The following is a 20,258-nucleotide window of genomic DNA, read 5'->3' as shown; positions in this document are numbered from 1 at the left end:
TTGGACCCTTATGCTAGCATTTTTCAAGCTTTGTGTAACGGCGGCCGCGGGGCATCAGCCCGGGGCCGCCGCAATCAGCAAGATTCCGCCAGTGATCAGCCCCGTGCAAACAGCCGCGGCAGAGTGATGTGGCCAATGCCCACCGCGATCACCTGCATGGCAATGAACATCGGAATATGGCCCGGATAGATGCCTGCAAAGGTGTCGCTGAAGCCGCGCGCAATGGTCACCGCCGGGTTGGCAAAGCTGGTGGAAGAGGTGAACCAGTAAGCCCCGGTGATATAGAGGCCGACCAGCGCGGGCACCGCATCGGGACGCGACCGCAGCCCGCCGAAAATTACGAACAGCAGGCCGAAAGTGGCCAGGATTTCGGACAACCACTGAGCCGTTCCGGTTCGGTGCATGGTTTCGGAGCTTTGCAAAATTGCAAGATCAAACATGACGTGGCAGGCCCAGACCCCCAGGATGCCACCAATGATCTGCACCGCGATATAGGGTGCTGACGCGCTCCAGGAATGGTCGCCGCGCAACGCAAAGGCGAGGGTCACCGCCGGATTGAAATGCGCACCGGAAACCGGCCCCAGCGTGGTGATGATTACATAGAGCATGCAGCCGGTGGCAATTGCATTGGCCAGCAGCGCCAGCGCCACGTTCCCGCCGGCCAGGTTTTCAGCCATGATGCCGGAGCCGACAACGCCAATCAGCAGCATAGCCGTGCCCAGCCCCTCGGCCAGCAGTTTCTGCCCGGTCATACGATCTCTCCAATCCGTTTGAGCTGCTGCGTCAGTTCGGTTGCGTTCATGGTCTCAAATGGCAGATCCAGCAGCGCTTTGGCACGCTGTTCCAGTGTGATGTAAGCGGCGCGGAAGGCTGTGTCCCATTCCGGCTGGTCTGCGGCAGCCGGATCTGCGACGCCCCAGTGCGCGCGAACCGGCGTGCCGGGCCAAATCGGGCAGGTTTCACCAGCAGCCGAAGCGCAGACGGTGATCACCATGTCCATTTCCGGCGCGCCTTCAGCGGCAAACTCGTCCCAGCTCTTGGAGCGGGCGCCGGCGGCATCTTGGCCAAGCTCTTCCAGCAGCGCCAGGGATTGCGGATGCACCTCGCCGGTGGGTTTGGAGCCAGCGGAAAACGCACGGGTGCGGCCCGCGCCGAGGCTGTTGAAAATCGATTCCAGCAGGATGGAGCGGGCAGAGTTGCCCGTGCAAAGGACGAGAATGTTCATGGGTGTTGACCGTTTTATTGGGTTAGTCGGATGAATTCACGCGGCCGATATCGTCAAGCTGATGTTGAAGCGACAGGCGGTCGAGAGTTTCAAAGGGCAGCGCCACAAAAGCTTTGATCCGGGTGCGCAGCAGCCCGTAGGCCTGCTGGAAGGCCAGCCGCCGTTCGGCATCTGTGCCTGTCGCCTTGACCGGATCCTCGAGCCCCCAATGGGCACTCATCGGCTGTCCTGGCCAGGCCGGACATTCCTCGTTGGCGGCGTGGTCGCAGACGGTGAAGATGAAATCCATCTTTGGTGCCTCCGGGGCTGAGAACGCGCCCAGATCCTTGGGATAAAGCGTGCTGGTGTCATGGCCTTTGGCCTGCAGCAGGGCGGTCACCTCCGGGCGCGGTCCGGGTGAAGGGCGGGTGCCTGCTGAATAGGCGCGGAATTTACCCTCGCCGGATTGGTTCAGGATAGATTCGGCAAGCAGCGACCGGGCGGAATTGCCAGTGCAGAGGAACAGAATGTTCAACGGGCGCTCAACCGTCGGCATGATCGGTTCATCACTCGTGACAGGGCTGCAGATACCGGGTCGGTTCTGGCAGCACCCGGACAGCAGGGCATCAAACATGCCGCGCAAACCAGTCAGGTCGGCGGTGTACATCAGGGAGGTGCCGCTCCGGTGCTGGTTGATCAGTCCGGCCTGGTTCAAAACTGACAGATAAACAGAGGCCGTGTTGGGCTTGAAATTCAGTGCTGAGGCAATCTCGCCAGCGGGAACAGCATCCGGATAGCGCCGCATCAGCAGGCGGAACAGGGCCAGACGGTTCGGATGCGCCAGTGCACTGAGTTTATCTGCGATATTAAATTCCATATTTCATGAAATATGGAATTAGTTGCCGAAAGTCAAATGCTCTGGCCTGCAGCGCCCGCTGGCCGGCGCGTCAGTCTTTTTGATACCACCAGACATCCGGCATGAACTCGGTCCGGTCGCCGTAAATCGGCAGATACTCCGGGAACCGCATTTCCTTGACATGGGCGATCCGTCCCGCATCGAACCTCCAGAATGGAATGACATAGCGGCCCGCGGTCAAAACCCGGTCCAGCGCCCGCACCGCGGCTGTGAAGTCTTCGGGCTCCGTCGCGGTTAGCATGGCATCAATCATTGCTTCAGCCGCCGGGCTTTCCATGCCCATCAGATTACGGCTGCCGGGCTGGCTGACACCGTCGCTGCCCCAGTAATAGCGCTGCTCGTTTCCGGGGCTCAGCGACAACTCCCGGCGGTAGCGGGTGAGGTCGAAATCATAGGCGGTCTGGCGTTCGACATATTGTGCGTTGTCGACGGTTTCCGCCGTCAGCGTGATGCCCAGACGTTCAAGTGCGCGGGCAAAGATTTCAGTGATGGTTTTCAACTCGCCGTCGCCCTGGCGGATCAGAACTGTGAAGTTCAGTGCCGCACCATCGGTATTGCGCAGCACGCCATCGGTGACGCTCCAACCCGCGTCGGCCAGCAGTTTCATTGCTTTGCGCAGGTTTTTGCGGTTTCGCTTGGTGCCGTCGCCCTGTGGCAGTTCGTAGCCGTCCAGCGTGCCGGGCAGCAGCGTGTCTGCAAAGGGTTCCAACAGCTTTTGAACCTTGCCGGCAGCTGGGCCGGGCTGCATGCCAAGCTCGGACCCCGAGAAATATGAGGTGATCCGCGGTTGCACGCCGCCTGTCACCGTGCCGTTTATATATTCGAAATTGAACGCCAGTAGCAGCGCTTCGCGCACGCGCCAGTCGTTCAGCGGGGCACGGCGGCTGTTCATCACCAACCCGGTCATGCCCGAAGGACGCTGATGCGGTATTTCGCTTTTGACTACATCGCCGCGGGTTACGGCAGGAAAGTTGTAGACGCTGTCCCATTTGTCGGCGTTGAATTCACGCACCGCACTCAGCTCGCCTGCCTTGAAGGCTTCGAACAGCACAGTTGCGTCGCCAAAGAAATCCAGGCGCATTTCGTCAAAGTTCCGGGTGCCGCGGTGCAGTGGCAAATCCTTGCCCCAGTAATCCGGATTCCGGGTCAGGGTTACAAAGCGGCCGGGTTCGAAATTCTTGACAACATAGGCGCCGGTGCCGATCGGAGCGCCGGGCAGCTCATCTGTACCGAAGTCCTTGCCCTGCCACTGTGCCTTCTTGAGGATCGGACGCATTCCGGCGATCAGTGCCAGCTCGCGGTCTATCGTGTTGAACGTCAGCCGCAGGCTGCGCGGCCCGGTCTGTTCCATCCGCTCGACCTTAGTCCAGAAGCCGCGGTAGCGCGGGTGGCCTTTGGTGCCCAAAGTTTCATACGACCAGAGCACATCTTCGATGGTCACCGGGCTGCCATCGGAGAATCGCGCCTCTTCCCGCAGGGTGAATTCGACCCAGGAGCGGTCCTCGGGCACCTCAATCGATTCGGCCAAAAGACCGTAAAGCGTGAACGGCTCATCCCAGGAGCGGCCCATCAGGCTCTCGTATCCCCAGAACCTCAGCTGCCACGGCGCGGTCCCTTTAAGGGTGAACGGGTTCAGCGTGTCAAAGCCGCCGGTGTTGCCGAAAACCACCTTGCCGCCTTTGGGCGCATTCGGGTTGGCATAGGGTAAAGACACAAAATCCGGTGGCAGGGCAGGAGCGCCATACATAGCTATGCCATGACCCGATTCTGCCTGAGCAAAGTTCGCAGCAAAAGCCAAGGTGATTCCGGTCAGTGCCGCACTGAGCGTGACGAAATTTTCTATACGCAGTTTCACAACAATCCCGCTCTGCCCTTATTTTCTTGCTTCCGCACGCTACGTGCGCCTTTTCGTCTTTTCAAACTTTTAGCTTGGACGAAAGCCGGAAATTGCTTATAAAGAGATCACTGCTCGATAGGTTTCTTGCCTGTATGAAACCTGCCTCAATAACTAACGCCCGCCTTGTGCGGGCGTTTTTTTTCGGACAGTTCCACACTGCCTCTGAAGGGAAATGCCCAAACTTTGCAAGGAACGATCCGTAGTCTTACGCGTTTCTTTTGCATCTGCAGCATGGCACAGTGGCGGCAGTTTCATTCAGCCGAGGGAAAGATGCCGATGTCCTTGCAAGGGAAGACCGCCGTTATCACCGGATCGAATTCAGGTATTGGCCTGGGGGTTGCACGCGAACTGGCGCGGGCTGGGGCCGATGTGGTTCTGAATTCATTCACCGACCGGGAAGAGGATCACGCCCTGGCGGCAGAAATCGCCCGTGAATTCAGCGTCAACGCCCAGTACATCCAGGCTGACATGTCCAATGGTGCCGATTGCCGGGCGCTGATTGAGAAGGCCGGCGTTTGCGATATCCTGGTGAACAACGCCGGCATCCAGCATGTGGCGCCGATCGATGCGTTCCCGCAGGACAAATGGGACGCGATCATCGCGATCAACATGAATTCGAACTTTCATACCATGGCGGCGGCCTTGCCCGGAATGCGCGCGGCGGGCTGGGGGCGGATCGTAAATATCGCCTCAGCGCACGGGCTGACTGCCTCGCCGTTTAAGGCCGCCTATGTGGCAGCCAAGCACGGGGTCGTAGGCATGACCAAGACAGTGGCGCTGGAAACAGCGGAGGAGCCAATCACCTGCAATGCGATTTGCCCGGGCTATGTGCTGACGCCGCTGGTGGAGGCGCAAATTCCGGACACCATGGAAAAATACAACATGGGCCGGGACGAGGTGATCAAGAAGGTGATGCTCGAACGCCAGCCGAGCCGCGAGTTTGCTACTGTGGAGCAATTAGGCGGCACCACGGTGTTCTTGTGTTCCGATGCCGCAGCGCAAATTACCGGCACGACGCTGAGTGTCGATGGCGGCTGGACGGCGCTGTAGGCGTTGCCTGGAAGCGGCGGGAGGGGCCGGCCCCCAATGCCGCGGCCGGGGAAATTCAGCCCCGAAGCATTTTCGCAACGATGAAATGGGCAGGTGTATTTTGGTGAAACGCATTAATCTGGCCCTTCAGGGCGGCGGCGCGCATGGAGCGTTCACCTGGGGTGTGCTGGACCGGCTGCTGGAAGATGAGGGTATCGAGGTGGCCGGGATTACCGGAACTTCGGCTGGCGCGCTGAATGGCGCAGCATTCAAGTCCGGCATGGTTCAGGGCGGGCGCGAGGGCGCCAAGGCGGCGCTGAACAGTCTGTGGCGGCGGATGGGGGCGGTGGGGGACATGCGGTTTGCCCATTGGCTGACCCGGTTTGATGCGGTGGCCTGGGCAGGCGCCTGGGAGGCGGTAATGCCGTTTTCTCCGATGGCATCCATGAGCCAGGCGATCTCACCCTATCACTATGGTCCGTTCTACAAGAACCCGCTGCAGGAGGTTGTGGAGGCGTTCAATTTTTCGAAAGTCTGCGCCGAGGAAGGCCCAGAGCTGTTCGTTTGCGCCACCTGCGTGCGCAGCGGCAAGATCCGCATTTTCGAGGGGCAGGAGATCAGCACAGATGCGATCCTCGCTTCGGCCTGCCTGCCGGACATGTTCCAGGCGGTGGAGATCGAGGATCCGGACACCGGGCGGGTGGAGGCCTATTGGGATGGCGGATTTACTGGCAATCCGGCCCTGTTTCCCTTGTTCCGCGCCGGGCTGCCGGGAGATGTGGTGATAGTGAACATCAACCCGCTGGAGCGCGACGAGATTCCCAAGACCCCGCAGCAGATCCGCAACCGGGTGAATGAGATCAGCTTTAACACTTCATTGCTGCGGGAGTTGCGGGCTATCAGCTTTGTTCAGCGTTTGCTGGCGGATGGAACGCTGGAACCCGGGCGGATGAAGAAAGTGCGGGTTCACATGATTGCCGATGATGTTCTGATGACGCAGCTGTCAGTTACCACCAAGCTGTTTCCTGTGCCGCAGATCCTGGCGCGGCTGAAACAGGCGGGGCGGGATGCGGCAGACAGCTTTCTAACGCAGGACGGGAAGAACCTCGGGGTGCGTTCCTCGACGGATTTGCCCGCGATGTTCAGCTAGGTCAGGCGGTTTCTTTCAGTGCCGGTTTCTTGCCGTTCTCCAGCGGTTTTGAGGGATCCTTGGGGTTCGGATAGACAAGGCCTGCCGAAATCACCAGCTTGGCGGAATCCTCCACTGACATGTCCAGCTCGATCACATCTTCCTCGGGGACGAACAGCAGAAAACCGGATGTCGGGTTTGGTGTGGTTGGCAGAAAAACACTGACAAGGCCGCGGCTGGTTTCGACCTTCTTGGAGATCTCACCTTTGGCAGTGGTGGAAATGAACCCGATCGCCCAGATGCCCTTGCGCGGGTATTGCACCAAGCAGGCCTTTTCAAAACTGCGTTCCGACTGGGCGAAAACGGTTTCTGAAATCTGCTTGATACCGGAGTAGACCGTGCGGACCACCGGCATGCGTTCCACCAGACTCTCGGCAAAATTGATCAGCGACCGGCCAAGGATACCCTTGGCAATCCAGCCAACGACGATTGTGAACAGCAGGAAGATAATCAGCCCGACACCGCGCAGGTTGATGCCGATGTACTGCTCGGGCCGGAAGGTGGTTGGAACCAGCGGCAGCACCACGCTGTCAATCCATCCCATCACCGACCACAGCAGCCAGATGGTCAGGCTCACCGGTGCAATGACGACGATCCCGGTAAAGAAGGACGCCCGCAGACTTGCAAACAGTCCGCGGCGGCGGTGAGGTTCTTCGTCGAAGGGCGTGGTCATGGGGCTGCTTCACCTGAATTTCGAATGGAACCTAGGCACTGATTGCGGGCGGAGCAATGGCATCCGCCCGGAAAATCAAGTCATTGAGCCAGTTTGTTCAGTTCCAGTGCGATCTTTGCCGCCAGCCGGGCATTGTTGCGCACCAATGCGATATTGGCGGTGAGAGAACGGCCCTCGGTCAGTTCGAAAATGCGGCGCAGCAGGAATGGGGTTACATCCTTGCCCGAGATACCCTGTTGATCCGCTTCGGATTGAGCCTTGGCAATCACCGGGTCCAGCTCCGCGGCCGCGATTTCGGCATCTGCCGGGATCGGGTTGGCAACCAGTTGGCCGCCGGGCAGGCCCATCGCCAGCCGGGTGGCATGGGCGCGGGCGATCTTGTCGGGCGTGTCCATGCGCAGGGGGGCCTTAATATCAGACTGCGCGGACCAGAAAGCCGGGAAACTGTCCTGGCCGTAAGCGATGACCGGCACCCCTTGTGTTTCCAGTACTTCAAGTGTCTTGGGGACGTCGAGAATGGCCTTGGCGCCCGCAGCCACCACGGTGACCGGGGTTTGCGCCAGTTCCATCAGGTCGGCGGAGACGTCGAATGTGGTCTCGGCCCCTTTATGCACGCCGCCGATGCCGCCGGTTGCAAAAACTTCGATCCCGGCCAGCCGCGCGGCAATCATAGTCGCCGCAACCGTGGTGGCACCGGTGCCGCCGGTGGCGATGCAGGCGGGCATATCGGCGCGGGATATCTTGGCAACCCCCTTTGCCTGGCCAAGCGCCTGCAATTGATCGGGTTCAAGTCCCACATGCAGCACGCCTTTCATAACGGCCATTGTCGCGGGAACAGCACCGGCATCGCGGATGTCCTGCTCCACTTGGGCGGCGACTTCGACGTTCTGCGGGTAGGGCATGCCATGGGTGATGATGGTGCTTTCCAGCGCAACAATGGCCTGTCCTGCGGCCTTGGCGGTCTGGACTTCGGATGAATAGCGGATCTCGATCACAGCGGGGGTTCTCCTGAAACATATGTGGCCGCGGCCGCGAGGGCGGAGGCCAAAGCGGTCTTGCGGTCTTCGCCCCGTGCCTCGGAAACGATATGGGCGGCCATGAAGGTATCTCCGGCGCCGGTCACCCGGGCGACGGTCACGCGGGGCGGAACAAGGGTGATGGCGCCTTCGGCATCGGCGACGGTGGCAGAGGAGCCGCCATCAGTGACCAGCACCCGAGCCGCACCGCGATCCAGCATTGCCTGCGCAGCGGTTTCGCTATCGGTGAACTCTGCCTGGCACAGGATGCCAGCCTCTTCGAGGTTCACGTAAAGCGTGCCGCGGGTGCGGTTGAGAAATGGACGCAACCGTTCCGCCTTTCCCGGCGACGCTGGAGCGACGCGAAGGTCGGCGCTGGCAAAGGCGGGGCTGGCCACGATGTCATCCAGCAGCGAAAGCGTCAGGTTGCCATCCAGCGCAACCTGGCCCCGGTACGGGGCATCGCAGGTGCCCAGTGCGCCGTCGGACAGCGGACGCAGGATCTTGTCGCCTGCGGCCTCCAGCGAGTGGGCGTCGGCAATGGCGGCAATCAGCCCATTGGCGCCTTCGACTGCCATGTAGCGGTCGGTGGGCAGATCCTCGGACCGGTAGATGTAATCCGTGATCAGGCCAAAGTGGCTGCAGGCGCGGATCAGCTCGTCACCTTCGGGATCGCGGCCCACGGCCGTCAGCAATGCGGGCTGTATCCCGAAACGCGACAGGGTCATGGCGATGTTCATGGCAACGCCGCCGGGCAGCCGGGTGATGCGCCCGGGCATGTCCGAGCCGCGCTGCATCTCCGTACTGCAGCGGCCGATAATGTCCCAAAGGACCGACCCGATGCACAGCATGGCGGGGCGCTGGGAAGCGGAATTTTGTGTCATAATGACCTATTGCCGCCTTTGCCGGTTCGTCGCAAGAGGCATCACGGTGCAGGCACCGCAAAGGTCAGTGCCGCCCAGAGGCTTTCCCAAACATAATCCTGGCCTTCAGGGGCCGGACGAAGCACCACAGCGTCAAGCAGGTAAGAATGCCCGGGGGTAACGGGGATGACGGCCTCACCCCGTGCATCGGTTGGCATGGTACTGATGCTGATGCTGCCATCCGGCGCTTTTGCAAAAATCTCAACCTGTGCCTGGGGGCGTGGCTTGCCTTGATACAGCACCTGAACCGGGAGACCTGATGACAGGTCATCGGTATAAGGATTGGCGAGGGCAACGATCTCGGTCTCCAGCCCTGTGTCCTGATCTGAGCCTGCACCGCTGCCGATGGCAATCATAGCCTTGGCATAGCGGGTGTATTGCTCGGCAAAGCCCGCGTCCGGCAGGCCAAGCGCATGGTGCTGACTGGGGATGCCGGCAAAACCCTTGTGATCGATGAAGGCCTGAAAGTCCTCCCAGGTGTCATAGATCAGCATCTGCGGCTGTGTCTGGTGGATGATCACGGCCAGGCCGTCACCTTCTTCGTCAGCGGCAAACGCAGGCATGTCGCCCATCCGGCCTTCATAAGCGGTCGCAGATCCGTTCTGAACAACCTCGAACCGGGCGATCCGGTGGTCCAAGTAAGGCTGCTCGGCACCTTTGAATTGCTGTCCGTTGCGTAATCTCGCCACTACCACGGTGCCGATAGGCACTTGATATTTTTCCGGCTCAATCCAAAACTCGTGGGATAACAGGGGGGCGGTCCCCAAAGCCAGCCCGGCGCAGATAATTGAGCAGAACAGGCGGTATTGCATGAAATTGTCCTTGGCTGTCAGGCGCAGTGTGACTTGGCTGCAGATCCTATTTGCGCTGCTGTTCAGTGTGGTTGCAATAGGTGCTGCAAGTGTCCGCGCGCATGAGGTCACACCGGCGATTGCCGACTTCCGGGTGGAGGACGGGCAGATCACGCTGGGGCTGCGGCTGAATGTCGAGGCGTTTGTCGCCGGCATCAATCTGGATGGCCTGTCGGATACAAACCAGACTGCGCAGGCCGCCGATTACGATGAACTGCGCGGACTGGGGATGCAGGATCTCGAACCGATGGTGCGGCTGTTCGCCGAAGAATGGCTGGAAACGTTTTCCTTGCGGGCCGCCAGGGCGGTGGACCTCCGCCTGTCGCAGGTCACTATACCGGAGGTTGGCGATGCCAGCCTGCCGCGCACGTCTTTCCTGGAGCTGACCGGGAAAATTCCGGCAGCGGCCGAGAGCCTGCGAATTTTCTGGCCTGCCGGGTCCGGCGGCGTGGTGCTGCGGCAGAACGGGGTCAAGGAACCCTATACCGGTTACCTTCAGGGGGGAGAGACCTCGCCGCCGATCCCGTTGAAGGGCGGTGCCGCCAAGACAGCGGCCGAGGCCTTTGTGGAATACATCCCCGTCGGCTTTACCCATATCCTGCCGAAGGGGCTGGATCATATCCTGTTTGTACTGGGGCTGTTCTTTCTCAGCCCGCGGGTAAAGCCGCTGCTGCTGCAGGTAAGCGTCTTTACAGTGGCGCATACCACTACACTGGCGCTGGGCGCCTTGGGGGTGGTGTCGGTCAGCGCAAGTATTGTCGAGCCGCTGATTGCACTGTCGATTGTCTTTGTCGCGGTCGAGAACATCTTTGCCCGCAAGCTGCACAGCTGGCGAACCTTTGTGATTTTTGGGTTCGGGTTGTTGCACGGGCTGGGTTTTGCCAGCGTATTGGGCGCGTTCGGCCTGCCGTCCAGCCAGTTCCTGCCAGCCCTGATCGGTTTTAACATCGGCGTGGAACTGGGCCAGCTTGCAGTGATTGCGGCGGCTTACCTGGGTGTGCGGCTGTGGTTCGGGCAGCATCCGAAATACCGCGGCCGTGTGGCGATTCCGGCCTCGGTCACCATTGCGATGATAGGGGGGTACTGGTTTATCGAGCGGGTGTTCCTGTAAACCCCCGCTGATAGGTCAGCCCATTGCCCGCATCAGGGTTTTGATCTGTGCAAGCGGGTCCTCGGCATGCCAGATTTCGTCTCCGATGCCAAAGAAATCGGTATAGGGGGCGATGCTGCGTACCAGATCCTCGGTCAGGCCGCCCTCTGCGACCACCGGAACCTCGATCATCTGGGACCACCATTGGAACAGATCAGCCTCAGCCTGTGCGCCATCCCCCAGGCCCGACGTGCCGACAGGCCCGAAGCTCACGTAGTCCACGCCCGCTTCACCTGCCACCATGCCGTCGTGCTGCGACGCGCCGCAGAAACAGCCGACAATCGCATCCGGCCCCAGTGCCTTGCGCGCGGTGCGCACGGATTTGGACGCGTCTGTCAGATGCACGCCGTCCAGGCCCAGCCGCTCTGCCAGGATCTGATGATCCGAGATCACCAGCGCCACATCGCGTTCCATGGTGACCTCACGCAGTGCGTCGCCTGCACGGCTGAGGGTGTCTTCGTCGCGGCTGGCCAGATCCAGGCGCACGCAGGCCACGCCGATCTCGTCCAGTACCCGTGCCAATTGGCCGGGAAACTTGCCCAGCTCAAAGCTCGGCGGGGAGATCAAATAGATCTGCGGCTGTTCCGGTGCGTCAGAAGGGCTGTCCATGGTGGCGCTCCATTGTTCAGGCGATTGAACGGTGTTTAGCCGATTTGCCGCCGGACGCAAGGATTTGCGCAGCCCGAGCAGGCGGGAAATACCGGCAAGCCAGGTGCCGGACCTTGCCCCGGACGCCTGCGGGGATTACAGCAAGGCGGAATTTACGCGCAACAGACGGATGCCTGCAGCAATGCCCACTGATACGCCTCAACCCGCCTTTGTCCTGGTCCGCCCGCAGATGGGCGAGAATATCGGCGCCGCGGCGCGGGCGATGTGGAACTTCGGCCTCGACCGGATGCGCATCGTGGCGCCGCGGGACGGCTGGCCGAACGCCAAGGCGGTTGCGATGTCCTCAGGTGCGGGCCGCCTGCTGGACGAGGCACAGCTCTGTGCGGATGTGCCCGAGGCGCTGGGCGATTGCACCTATGTCTTTGCCACCACCGCCCGCCAGCGCGGGCTGACCAAACCCGTCTACAGCCCCGAACGGGCGATGCAGATCGCAGCCGGGAAGATCGCGGCGGGCGAGAAGGTCGCGGTTATGTTCGGGCCCGAGCGCGCGGGGCTGGAGAATGAAGACATCGCCAAGGCCAACGCCATTATCTCGGTGCCGGTGAACCCGCTCTATGCCTCGTTGAACCTGGGCCAATGCGTGCTGCTGACCGGCTATGAATGGATGCGGCAATCCGGAGAAGTGGAGCATGAAACCACTGACCTGGGCCGCAAGGGCGACTGGGCGAGCGGTGTGGAAGTCGAGAAACTGGTGGAGCATTACGAGAACCGCCTGGACCAGGCTGGCTTTTTCTTCCCGCCGGAAAAAGCCGAAAGCATGAAGACCAATCTGCGCAATCTGTGGAGCCGGATGCGGATGACCCGCGCGGACGTGCAGATGCTGCACGGGATCATGCGGCAGATGGTTCGCTGGAAAGAGCGCGGCGGCGACTGAGCCGCTCTGGACCAATATCAAATCCGTCCCTAGCTTGGCAGCAATGGTAAAGAGGCAAGCATGAGCAAGCGCAGCATTTTCGAAGAGGTTGAGGGCGAGAAGTCCGACGTACCCGCAGTACAGCCCGGACTGATCGACCGCGGCCGCGGCAGCGCCCGCAAGGGCATCCGGGCCTGGCTGATGGTGCTGTTTGCGCTGGTGGTTGCGATGATCGTGGTGGGCGGGTTGACGCGGCTCACAGACTCTGGCCTGTCGATTACCGAATGGCGCCCCGTGACCGGAGCCATCCCGCCGATGTCCGAAGCGGAATGGCAGGCGGAATTCGAAAAATACCAGCAGATCGACCAGTGGCGCATCCAGAACAAATGGATGCAACTGTCTGACTTTAAATCTATTTACTGGTGGGAGTGGGGCCATCGCCAGCTGGGCCGCGTCATTGGTCTGATCTGGGCGGTTGGCTTTCTGGGTTTCCTAGCCGCGCGCAAAATCCCGGCGGGCTGGGCCGGACGGCTGGCACTGCCTGGTGTTCTGGGCGGTGTGCAGGGCGCGATCGGCTGGTGGATGGTTTCCTCAGGCGTGAACCCGGGCGAGGGGATGACGTCTGTCGCCTCCTACCGGTTGGCGGTGCATTTGGGGCTGGCGTTTGTGATCCTTGGCTTCATTGCCTGGTATATAATGATGCTGGGCCGCGAAGAACGTGAGCTGATGCAGGCGCGGCGCGCCAAGGAGGCTAAGCTGTTCAGCCTCTCGACCGGTCTCATGCATTTCGCATTCCTGCAGATCCTGCTGGGCGCACTGGTGGCGGGGATCGATGCGGGCCGCTCCTATACCGATTGGCCGCTGATGGGCGGTCAGGTGATCCCGCCGAACCCCTTCATGATCGAGCCGGTCTGGAAGAACTTCTTTGAAAACCCGGGCCTGGTGCAATTCATTCACCGGCTGGCAGGCTATCTGCTGTTTGCCTTTGGCGCAGTGACCTGGCTGCGCGGGCGCGGAAGTGCCCACGGCCGAACCCGCTTTGCCTTTAATGCAGTTTTTGCGGCGCTGTCCCTGCAGGTTCTGCTGGGGATCATTACCGTTCTTTATGCCGCACCGCTGCACGCCGCGATCACCCATCAGCTGATCGCAATCGGCCTCTGGGTGCTGATCCTGCGCGCCCGTTTCCTGTCTGCCTATCCCATTGCAACTTCGATCAAGGACCATTGACCCGATGAGCGCATTTGACGAACTGATGGCCTTCCAGCGCGACACGCAAGCGCTGGGGCAGATTGCGGGCCGGCTGGGCTGGGATCAGGAAACCATGATGCCCCGCGGCGCGGCGCCGCAACGGGGCGAGGAGATGGCCGCGATCGAAGCTGTGCTGCACGCCCGCCGATCCGATCCGCGGGTGGCTGAGTGGCTGCAGCAGGCGGTGGCGCCGAATGAGGCGGGCGAGGCCCAGCTGCGCGAGATCCGCCGAAGCTATGAGCGCACCGTCAAGGTGCCCGCTGATCTGGCCAAGAAGATCGCGCAAGTCACCTCCGAAGCGCAGGGCAAATGGGCCGCTGCGCGCGCGGACGAGGATGTCGCTGCCTTTGTGCCGGTGCTGGAAGAAGTCGTCGCCCTGAAGCGCGAAGAAGGTCTGGCGCTGGCTGAGGGCGGTGACGTCTATGACGCGATGGTTGAGGATTACGAGCACGGCATGACCGGGGCAGGGATCGCCGAAATTTTCGACGCCATGCGCCCGGGCCTGGTGGAGCTGCGCGCCAAAGTGCTGGAGAAGCCCGCGCCGAAAATGCTGCAAGGTACTTTTGACGAAGCGGCCCAAATGAAACTGACCCGCAAATTGGCCAAGGTATTCGGCTATGACATGGCGCACGGGCGGGTGGACAAGGCAGTGCATCCATTCAGCTCAGGCTCGGGCCTGGATGTGCGGATCACCACCCGGACCAGCGAGACCGACCCGTTCAACTGCTTCTATTCGACCATCCACGAGGTCGGCCACGGCGCCTATGAGCAGAACATCAGCCGCGATTACCTGCTGACCCCGCTGGGCAGCGGCGTGTCGATGGGCGTGCATGAAAGCCAAAGCCGGATCTATGAGAACCAGATCGGCCGCAGCCGCGCGTTCACCGGCTGGCTGTTTGAGGAAATGAAAGGCGCTTTTGGCGATTTTGGCATTGCCGATGCGGATGCTTTCTATGCCACGGTGAACGCTGTGCATAAGGGCTATATCCGCACCGAGGCGGATGAGCTGCAGTATAACTTGCATATCATGCTCCGGTTCGGCCTGGAGCGTGCACTGATGAGCGGCGATCTGGCCGTGAAGGATCTTGAGGGCGCCTGGAACGAACGGTTTGAGGCCGATTTCGGCTATGCCGTCGACAAACCCTCGAACGGCTGCCTGCAGGATGTGCATTGGTCGGTGGGGCTGTTTGGCTATTTCCCGACCTATTCGCTGGGCAACGTCTATGCCGGCTGCCTGTACCAGGCGCTGCGACGGGACGTGCCGGGGCTGGATGCACAGCTTGCCCAAGGTGAAACCCGGGGTGCAACTGCCTGGCTGAAAGAAAACCTGCAGCAGCATGGCGGATTGCGCAGTCCGCGCGACACGATCATCCATGCAGCGGGTATGGAGCCAGGGCATCAGCCGCTTCTAACCTATCTGGAAGAGAAGTTCAGCACGATCTATGATCTCTGACGGCCTGTACTCTCAATCCTTAACCATTTCCGGGGCAGCTGAAACTCTGCTGCCCCTGAAATGCCGTATTTTAAGTATATTCTCGGATGCTCATGGGGATGTGAGTAAGAGAGTAAACTGATGCATACAGCCGTAGCTTATCTGATTTTTGCCAGCTTCGTACTGGCGCCGACCCTGATCTGAGGCGCAAGCCGTCAGATCAGCGCCATCCGCTCCGCCCTCTCGGGGTCCGGGAAAGGCCGGTAAAGGCCGGTCTCCGACATGGCGATCAGCGCCGTGACATTCGAGTAGAGCTTTTCAACCTCCTCGTCATGTTCGCCCAGGACACGAAAGGCCTGATCCAGCTGGGTCATGTCCTTGAATTCAATTTCCAGCAGAAAATCACGGCACTTGTCGCTGGCAAGGTTCAGCTTGCGGCGCATCAAGCGCCAGCCCAGGATCACGCCGCGTTCCTGAAGATAGCTCATCCATTGGTCCACCGCGCTGGCAAAGCTCAACGCCTTGGCTTCGTGATGCAGATCGATGGAGCATTGATAGAGATTCATAGGACGATCCCTTGGTTGAAACAGCTCAAGCGATAGTCTGGCACAGAAAGATTAGGCAGCCGTTAAACATAAGAACGCCGCCCTGGTGATCCGGGGCGGCGCTGCTGAATTCAGGTTGGGCAACAGTGCTATTCTTCGCCGCCGCCTTCTTCCTCTTCGCCGTTCTCGGCAATCCAGGCGACGGATACCACTTCTTCGCCCTTGCCGGTGTTGAACACCCGGACACCGCCGGCCGAGCGCGAGCGGAAGGAAATTCCGTCCACCGGAACCCGGATCGACTGGCCCTTGGAGGTCGCCAGCATGATCTGGTCATCCATTTCGACCGGGAAGGAGGCGACGATCTCGCCGCCGCGCATTGCCTTGTCCATCGCGGTGACACCCATTCCGCCACGGCCGCGCACCGGATAGTCATGCGAAGAGGACAGCTTGCCCGAACCGCCGGTGGTGATCGTCAGGATCAGGTTTTCCGCTGCCGACATTTCCGCGTAAAGCTCAGTCGAGAAATTCGGATCCTCGACGGCATCCTCGTCAGCGGTTTCGGCATCGTCGGTCAAACCGGCCATGGCGCGGCGCATCTTGAGGTAGGCGGTACGCTGTTCCGGCGTGTATTTCGAGTGCCGGATCACGGACATGGAGACCACCCGGTCCTCGCCGCTCAGCCTGATGCCCCGCACACCAGTGGATTCGCGCGAGTTGAAGACGCGCACATCGGTGGAGCGGAACCGGATCGCGCGGCCCGAGTCGGTGAACAGCATCACGTCATCATCTTCCGAGCAGATGCGGACGTTCACCAGCTGAACCGATCCGTCCTCGGGCAGCTTCATCGCGATCTTGCCATTGCGGCGGACGTTGGTGAAATCCGACAGCCGGTTGCGGCGCACATCGCCGCCGCTGGTGGCAAACACCACCTGCAGGTTTTCCCATTCCTCATCCGGAACATCGACCGGCATGATCGCTGCAATGGAAACGCCGGTCGGGATCGGCAGGATGTTGACGATGGCCTTGCCCTTGCCGGTACGCCCGGATTGCGGCAGTCGCCAGGTCTTGAGTTTGTAGACCATGCCATCGGTTGTGAAGAACAGCAGCTGGGTATGGGTATTGGCGACAAAGAGGGTGGTGATCACATCCTCTTCCTTGGTCTGCATGCCCGATACACCCTTGCCGCCGCGTTTCTGCGAGCGGAAATCTGCGAGCGGAGTTCGCTTGATATAGCCGCCCGAGGTCACGGTCACCACCATGTCCTCGCGCTCGATCAGGTCTTCGTCCTCCATGTCGCCGGACCAGTCGACGATCTCGGTGCGGCGCGGCACGGCAAAGTTGTCGCGCACCTCGCGCAGCTCATCGCCGATGATGCCCATGATGCGTTCGCGCGAAGACAGGATTTCAAGGTATTCCTTGATCTTCTTGGCCAGTTCTTCCAGCTCGTCTGTGACTTCTTTGACGCCGATTTGGGTCAGGCGCTGCAGCCGCAGTTCCAGAATCGCGCGGGCCTGGGTCTCAGAGAGGTTGTAGGTGCCGTCTTCGTTGGCTGTATGGGTCGGATCATCAATCAGTGCGATGTATTCCAGGATCGGCTGCGCCGGCCAGCGCCGGGTCATCAGCTTTTCGCGTGCCTCAGCGGCATCGGCAGATTGCCGGATTGTGTTGACGATTTCATCAATATTGGTGACCGCAACCGCCAAGCCGCACAGGATGTGGCTGCGTTCACGGGCCTTGCGCAGCAGATGAGCCGTGCGGCGCGCTACCACGTCTTCGCGGAAATCGATGAAAGAGGTCAGGAACCGGCGCAGCGTCAGCTGTTCCGGCCGGCCGCCGTTCAGCGCCAGCATGTTGCAGCCGAAGTAGGTCTGCATCGGGGTGAAGCGGTACAGCTGGTTCAGCACCACTTCGGGTGTAGCGTCCCGCTTCAGCTCGATCACCACGCGCACGCCGTTACGGTCGGATTCGTCCTGCACATGCGCGACGCCTTCGATCTTCTTTTCGCGGACCTGCTCGGCGATCTTTTCGATCATTGCGGCCTTGTTCACCTGATAGGGAATTTCGTCCACAATAATGGCATAGCGGTCTTTCCTGATCTCTTCGGTGCGGGTTTTCGCACGGATGACCACACTGCCGCGGCCCTCCAGATAGGCCTTGCGCGCACCGGAGCGTCCCAGCATCACACCGCCGGTCGGAAAGTCCGGACCGGGCACGTAATCGATCAGCTGTTCGCTGGTCAGGTCCGGTTCGTCGATCAGTGCCAGTGTGGCGTCGATGACTTCGCCCAGGTTGTGCGGCGGGATATTGGTGGCCATGCCGACCGCAATACCGCCCGCACCATTGACCAGCATATTCGGAAACCGGGCCGGCAGCACTGTCGGCTCGCGGTCCTTGCCGTCATAGTTGTCCTGGAAATCGACGGTCTCTTTTTCAATGTCCGCCAGCAGCGCCGCGGCAGGTTTGTCCATGCGAACTTCGGTGTAGCGCATGGCCGCCGGGTTGTCGCCATCCATCGAGCCAAAGTTGCCCTGGCCGTCCAGCAGCGGCAGCGACATCGAGAAGTCCTGCGCCATCCGCACCAGCGCGTCATAGATCGCGCTGTCGCCGTGCGGGTGGTATTTACCCATCACGTCGCCGACCGGGCGGGCCGACTTGCGGTAGGACTTGTCATGGGTGTTGCCGGATTCGTGCATTGCATAAAGAATGCGCCGGTGAACCGGTTTCAACCCGTCCCGCAGGTCCGGGATGGCACGGCTGACGATGACCGACATCGCATAGTCCAGGTAGGACGTGCGCATTTCGGATTCAATGGATACCGTAGGGCCGTCATATGCTGGCCGTTCCGGTAGGTTTTCGTCCATGTTTTCAGGAGTTTCCGGCGTATCGCTCACGTTGGCTGCCCGCTCTTTCTTCTGGCTCTATATATTGTGTTCGCACCCTATCAGATACCGTATATGGGGCGCAAGCAAACAGCCGGGAAAGCTGGAAACAGGCCGTTCACGTGGCGGTAACACACTGTTTTTGGAGAAATTAACCAATAGCAGCCTAGCATCAGTAACAGGCGAAAATTTTTGGAGGCTGTAAATGGAGACCACTGAGACCGAGCTGATGCTGAAAGGATACGGGCTGACCACGGCGGAATTCACCTATTGTATGCCCGATTACATCCACGTTCTGAACACCTTTGTGTGGCAGGAGTACGACCTTGCCCCGGATCATCCGCGGTTGTTCGAATTTATTGAGTTCTGGCAACGGGAAATTGACGGCCCGCTGCATTCAGTCCGCTTCAATCACCGCAAGATGATCGGCCCGGGAGAATGGCGTAACGTGGTTGGAGAATTTCAGCTGCATTGAACCGGCTGGCATTTTAACGTGATTGCAAGGCCGTACGGCAGTCTTTGCCGTTGCGTGTATGCAGGGACCGTCATAACCCTATGCGTGTTTGAAGTTCCCGGGCGGGGCCGGTCTACGGCATTCCCGTACCGACCCGGGGCGGACTGAAATCAGGCAGGTATTAATGCGCAAGACTTTTTTTGGAAACCAGTTCGAAAACATCTATGCGGCGTCCTCGACGATCCGGGAGAGTTTTTACGGGCGGGGCGGCGACGATTTTTTCACGCTTTATCATCACGATCCGGATGGGGTTGATATTCCGGATCTGACCGACCGGTACTTTGGCGGAAGCGGCGATGACACGCTGGATCTATTGAGTTTCAGCGTGACCGCCGATAGCGACGATCTCACCAGGTACAGTCAGCTCAGCTTTGATGGCGGCGGCGGTTACGATACTGTAAAATCACAAGTGTCTGCGGTGATGTCAAGCGGCTCCACTCTGGATCTGGATACAATAGAAACCAGTGTCATTTCGGTTGAGCATTGGTTTTATGACATATTTCTATCCGGAATTCCGGAAGATGGCGATTTCACGATCCGGAGCGGGATGAAGGACGACACGCTGAATATCTTCCAGCAGGCAGACGCGAGGGAAATCAGCATCCGTGTCAATACATTCGCGGGCGCGGACAGCGTTCTGTACACAGCGAACGCCAGCGTGAGCGACCTGAAAGTAAACACAGGCAGCGGCAAGGATTATTTCGAGTTCACCGGCAAGTGGGGCGTTACTGCAGACATCGAAGTGAAAACCGGCAGCGGGAAAGACATAGTTGTCATCAACGGTTCTACGGTCACCTCGCCGGGCGGGTTGGACGCGGTCATCAATACCGGCAAAGGTGCTGACACAGTTGTTCTGGAAGGCATGCATTCGGAATATCTGAATGCTGGCGGCGGGTCGGATGACATCTATGTGCTGACCGGCAGCTTTGCGAACGCTGCCGATACCATCAAGACAAGCGGCGGCAAGGATCGTCTGTTTGTGGAATTGGATGCCTATTCGACCGTTGCAGTTGTTGAAGATTTTTCCGCCGCAAAAGACGTTTTTGTGTTCGATCGCGAGGAATCCAGTCGGGCGATCCCCCGAAACACAGACGTCCTGTTCGACCGGGAGGAATGGGTGGCTTCGGAGGAAGACCGGCTGTTCATGGATAACGGCGCGGACAAGCTCTATTACGGCAGCAACGTCCTGGTGGAATTCGCGACGGATGTCGAACTGACAGCCGGCAACTTCACCGTGGGTAACTGGGACTACTAAGACCCGCCCAAGTGA

At 60.1% G+C, this 20,258-nt stretch carries 19 protein-coding genes; 8 read left to right on the top strand and 11 right to left on the bottom strand.

The genetic code is table 11. The features are described 5' to 3' along the window. Nucleotides 1–95: 95 nt before the first annotated feature. The 4 genes from METH_RS09355 to METH_RS09340 all read right to left on the bottom strand — a co-directional run bounded on the left by METH_RS09355 (nucleotide 96) and on the right by METH_RS09340 (nucleotide 3,867). Nucleotides 96–752 (bottom strand): aquaporin, encoded by a 657-nt coding sequence (locus METH_RS09355; protein ID WP_024090209.1) that lies wholly within the window; start codon nucleotides 750–752, stop codon nucleotides 96–98. Continuing rightward, complete coding sequence (locus tag METH_RS09350; protein WP_024090208.1) at nucleotides 749–1,225, bottom strand: arsenate reductase ArsC; 477 nt, start codon at nucleotides 1,223–1,225, stop codon at nucleotides 749–751. The genes METH_RS09355 and METH_RS09350 overlap by 4 nt, the downstream gene beginning before the upstream one ends. 22 nt (nucleotides 1,226–1,247) lie before the next feature. Further along, nucleotides 1,248–2,081 carry an arsenate reductase/protein-tyrosine-phosphatase family protein gene (locus METH_RS09345; RefSeq protein WP_024090207.1) on the bottom strand — a complete coding sequence of 278 codons (834 nt, stop codon included), beginning with the start codon at nucleotides 2,079–2,081 and terminating at the stop codon, nucleotides 1,248–1,250. Nucleotides 2,082–2,151: 70 nt separating this feature from the next. Continuing rightward, complete coding sequence (locus METH_RS09340) at nucleotides 2,152–3,867, bottom strand: extracellular solute-binding protein (RefSeq protein ID WP_024090206.1); 1,716 nt, start codon at nucleotides 3,865–3,867, stop codon at nucleotides 2,152–2,154. Between the two features lie 426 nt (nucleotides 3,868–4,293). On the opposite strand from METH_RS09340, the gene METH_RS09335 reads away from it, so the two are divergent. Both METH_RS09335 and METH_RS09330 read left to right on the top strand, forming a co-directional pair. Further along, nucleotides 4,294–5,067 (top strand): 3-hydroxybutyrate dehydrogenase, encoded by a 774-nt coding sequence (locus METH_RS09335; protein ID WP_024090205.1) that lies wholly within the window; start codon nucleotides 4,294–4,296, stop codon nucleotides 5,065–5,067. Nucleotides 5,068–5,167: 100 nt separating this feature from the next. Next, nucleotides 5,168–6,196, top strand: coding sequence for a patatin-like phospholipase family protein (locus METH_RS09330; RefSeq protein WP_024090204.1), 1,029 nt, complete (start codon nucleotides 5,168–5,170; stop codon nucleotides 6,194–6,196). A gap of 1 nt (nucleotide 6,197) precedes the next feature. Here the strand turns inward: METH_RS09330 and METH_RS09325 are convergent, their stop codons facing one another. The 4 genes from METH_RS09325 to METH_RS09310 form a co-directional block, all read right to left on the bottom strand. After that, the gene (locus METH_RS09325; protein WP_024090203.1) at nucleotides 6,198–6,908 is read right to left on the bottom strand and encodes a DUF502 domain-containing protein; all 711 of its coding nucleotides are present in this window, start codon (nucleotides 6,906–6,908) and stop codon (nucleotides 6,198–6,200) included. 80 nt (nucleotides 6,909–6,988) lie between these two features. Next, on the bottom strand, nucleotides 6,989–7,903 hold the full coding sequence (locus METH_RS09320) for a pseudouridine-5'-phosphate glycosidase (RefSeq protein WP_024090202.1): 915 nt from the start codon (nucleotides 7,901–7,903) through the stop codon (nucleotides 6,989–6,991). Then, a complete protein-coding gene (locus METH_RS09315; RefSeq protein WP_024090201.1) occupies nucleotides 7,900–8,808 on the bottom strand; it encodes a PfkB family carbohydrate kinase in 909 nt (302 codons plus the stop codon). The genes METH_RS09320 and METH_RS09315 overlap by 4 nt, the downstream gene beginning before the upstream one ends. A gap of 41 nt (nucleotides 8,809–8,849) precedes the next feature. Beyond that, the gene (locus METH_RS09310; protein WP_024090200.1) at nucleotides 8,850–9,659 is read right to left on the bottom strand and encodes a DUF4198 domain-containing protein; all 810 of its coding nucleotides are present in this window, start codon (nucleotides 9,657–9,659) and stop codon (nucleotides 8,850–8,852) included. On the opposite strand from METH_RS09310, the gene METH_RS09305 reads away from it, so the two are divergent. Then, nucleotides 9,658–10,809, top strand: a complete 1,152-nt coding sequence (locus METH_RS09305) for a HupE/UreJ family protein (RefSeq protein ID WP_024090199.1) — start codon at nucleotides 9,658–9,660, stop codon at nucleotides 10,807–10,809. The genes METH_RS09310 and METH_RS09305 overlap by 2 nt on opposite strands. A gap of 15 nt (nucleotides 10,810–10,824) precedes the next feature. Here the strand turns inward: METH_RS09305 and METH_RS09300 are convergent, their stop codons facing one another. Beyond that, a complete protein-coding gene (locus METH_RS09300) occupies nucleotides 10,825–11,457 on the bottom strand; it encodes a thiamine phosphate synthase (protein WP_024090198.1) in 633 nt (210 codons plus the stop codon). Between the two features lie 181 nt (nucleotides 11,458–11,638). On the opposite strand from METH_RS09300, the gene METH_RS09295 reads away from it, so the two are divergent. The 3 genes from METH_RS09295 to METH_RS09285 are packed head-to-tail and all read left to right on the top strand — an operon-like array spanning nucleotide 11,639 to nucleotide 15,071. Continuing rightward, the gene (locus METH_RS09295; protein ID WP_024090197.1) at nucleotides 11,639–12,391 is read left to right on the top strand and encodes an RNA methyltransferase; all 753 of its coding nucleotides are present in this window, start codon (nucleotides 11,639–11,641) and stop codon (nucleotides 12,389–12,391) included. Between the two features lie 60 nt (nucleotides 12,392–12,451). Further along, a complete protein-coding gene (gene ctaA / locus METH_RS09290) occupies nucleotides 12,452–13,597 on the top strand; it encodes a heme A synthase (RefSeq protein ID WP_024090196.1) in 1,146 nt (381 codons plus the stop codon). A gap of 4 nt (nucleotides 13,598–13,601) precedes the next feature. Continuing rightward, the gene (locus METH_RS09285; protein ID WP_024090195.1) at nucleotides 13,602–15,071 is read left to right on the top strand and encodes a carboxypeptidase M32; all 1,470 of its coding nucleotides are present in this window, start codon (nucleotides 13,602–13,604) and stop codon (nucleotides 15,069–15,071) included. A gap of 194 nt (nucleotides 15,072–15,265) precedes the next feature. Here METH_RS09285 and METH_RS09280 read toward each other — a convergent pair whose 3' ends face one another. Next, complete coding sequence (locus METH_RS09280) at nucleotides 15,266–15,616, bottom strand: DUF6614 family protein (RefSeq protein WP_024090194.1); 351 nt, start codon at nucleotides 15,614–15,616, stop codon at nucleotides 15,266–15,268. 128 nt (nucleotides 15,617–15,744) lie between these two features. After that, nucleotides 15,745–18,456 (bottom strand): DNA gyrase subunit A, encoded by a 2,712-nt coding sequence (gene gyrA, locus METH_RS09275; protein WP_044008376.1) that lies wholly within the window; start codon nucleotides 18,454–18,456, stop codon nucleotides 15,745–15,747. 223 nt (nucleotides 18,457–18,679) lie between these two features. Here gyrA and METH_RS09270 point away from each other — a divergent pair, with 223 nt between their 5' ends. Beyond that, nucleotides 18,680–18,949 (top strand): usg protein, encoded by a 270-nt coding sequence (locus METH_RS09270; RefSeq protein ID WP_024090192.1) that lies wholly within the window; start codon nucleotides 18,680–18,682, stop codon nucleotides 18,947–18,949. A gap of 163 nt (nucleotides 18,950–19,112) precedes the next feature. Then, the gene (locus METH_RS09265) at nucleotides 19,113–20,243 is read left to right on the top strand and encodes a hypothetical protein (protein ID WP_024090191.1); all 1,131 of its coding nucleotides are present in this window, start codon (nucleotides 19,113–19,115) and stop codon (nucleotides 20,241–20,243) included. Nucleotides 20,244–20,258 lie beyond the last annotated feature (15 nt).

This window comes from Leisingera methylohalidivorans DSM 14336 (assembly GCF_000511355.1).
Classification (GTDB): domain Bacteria; phylum Pseudomonadota; class Alphaproteobacteria; order Rhodobacterales; family Rhodobacteraceae; genus Leisingera; species Leisingera methylohalidivorans.
The sequence above is the reverse complement of the archived record's forward strand: the minus strand, read 5'-3'. Positions and strand labels throughout refer to the sequence as shown.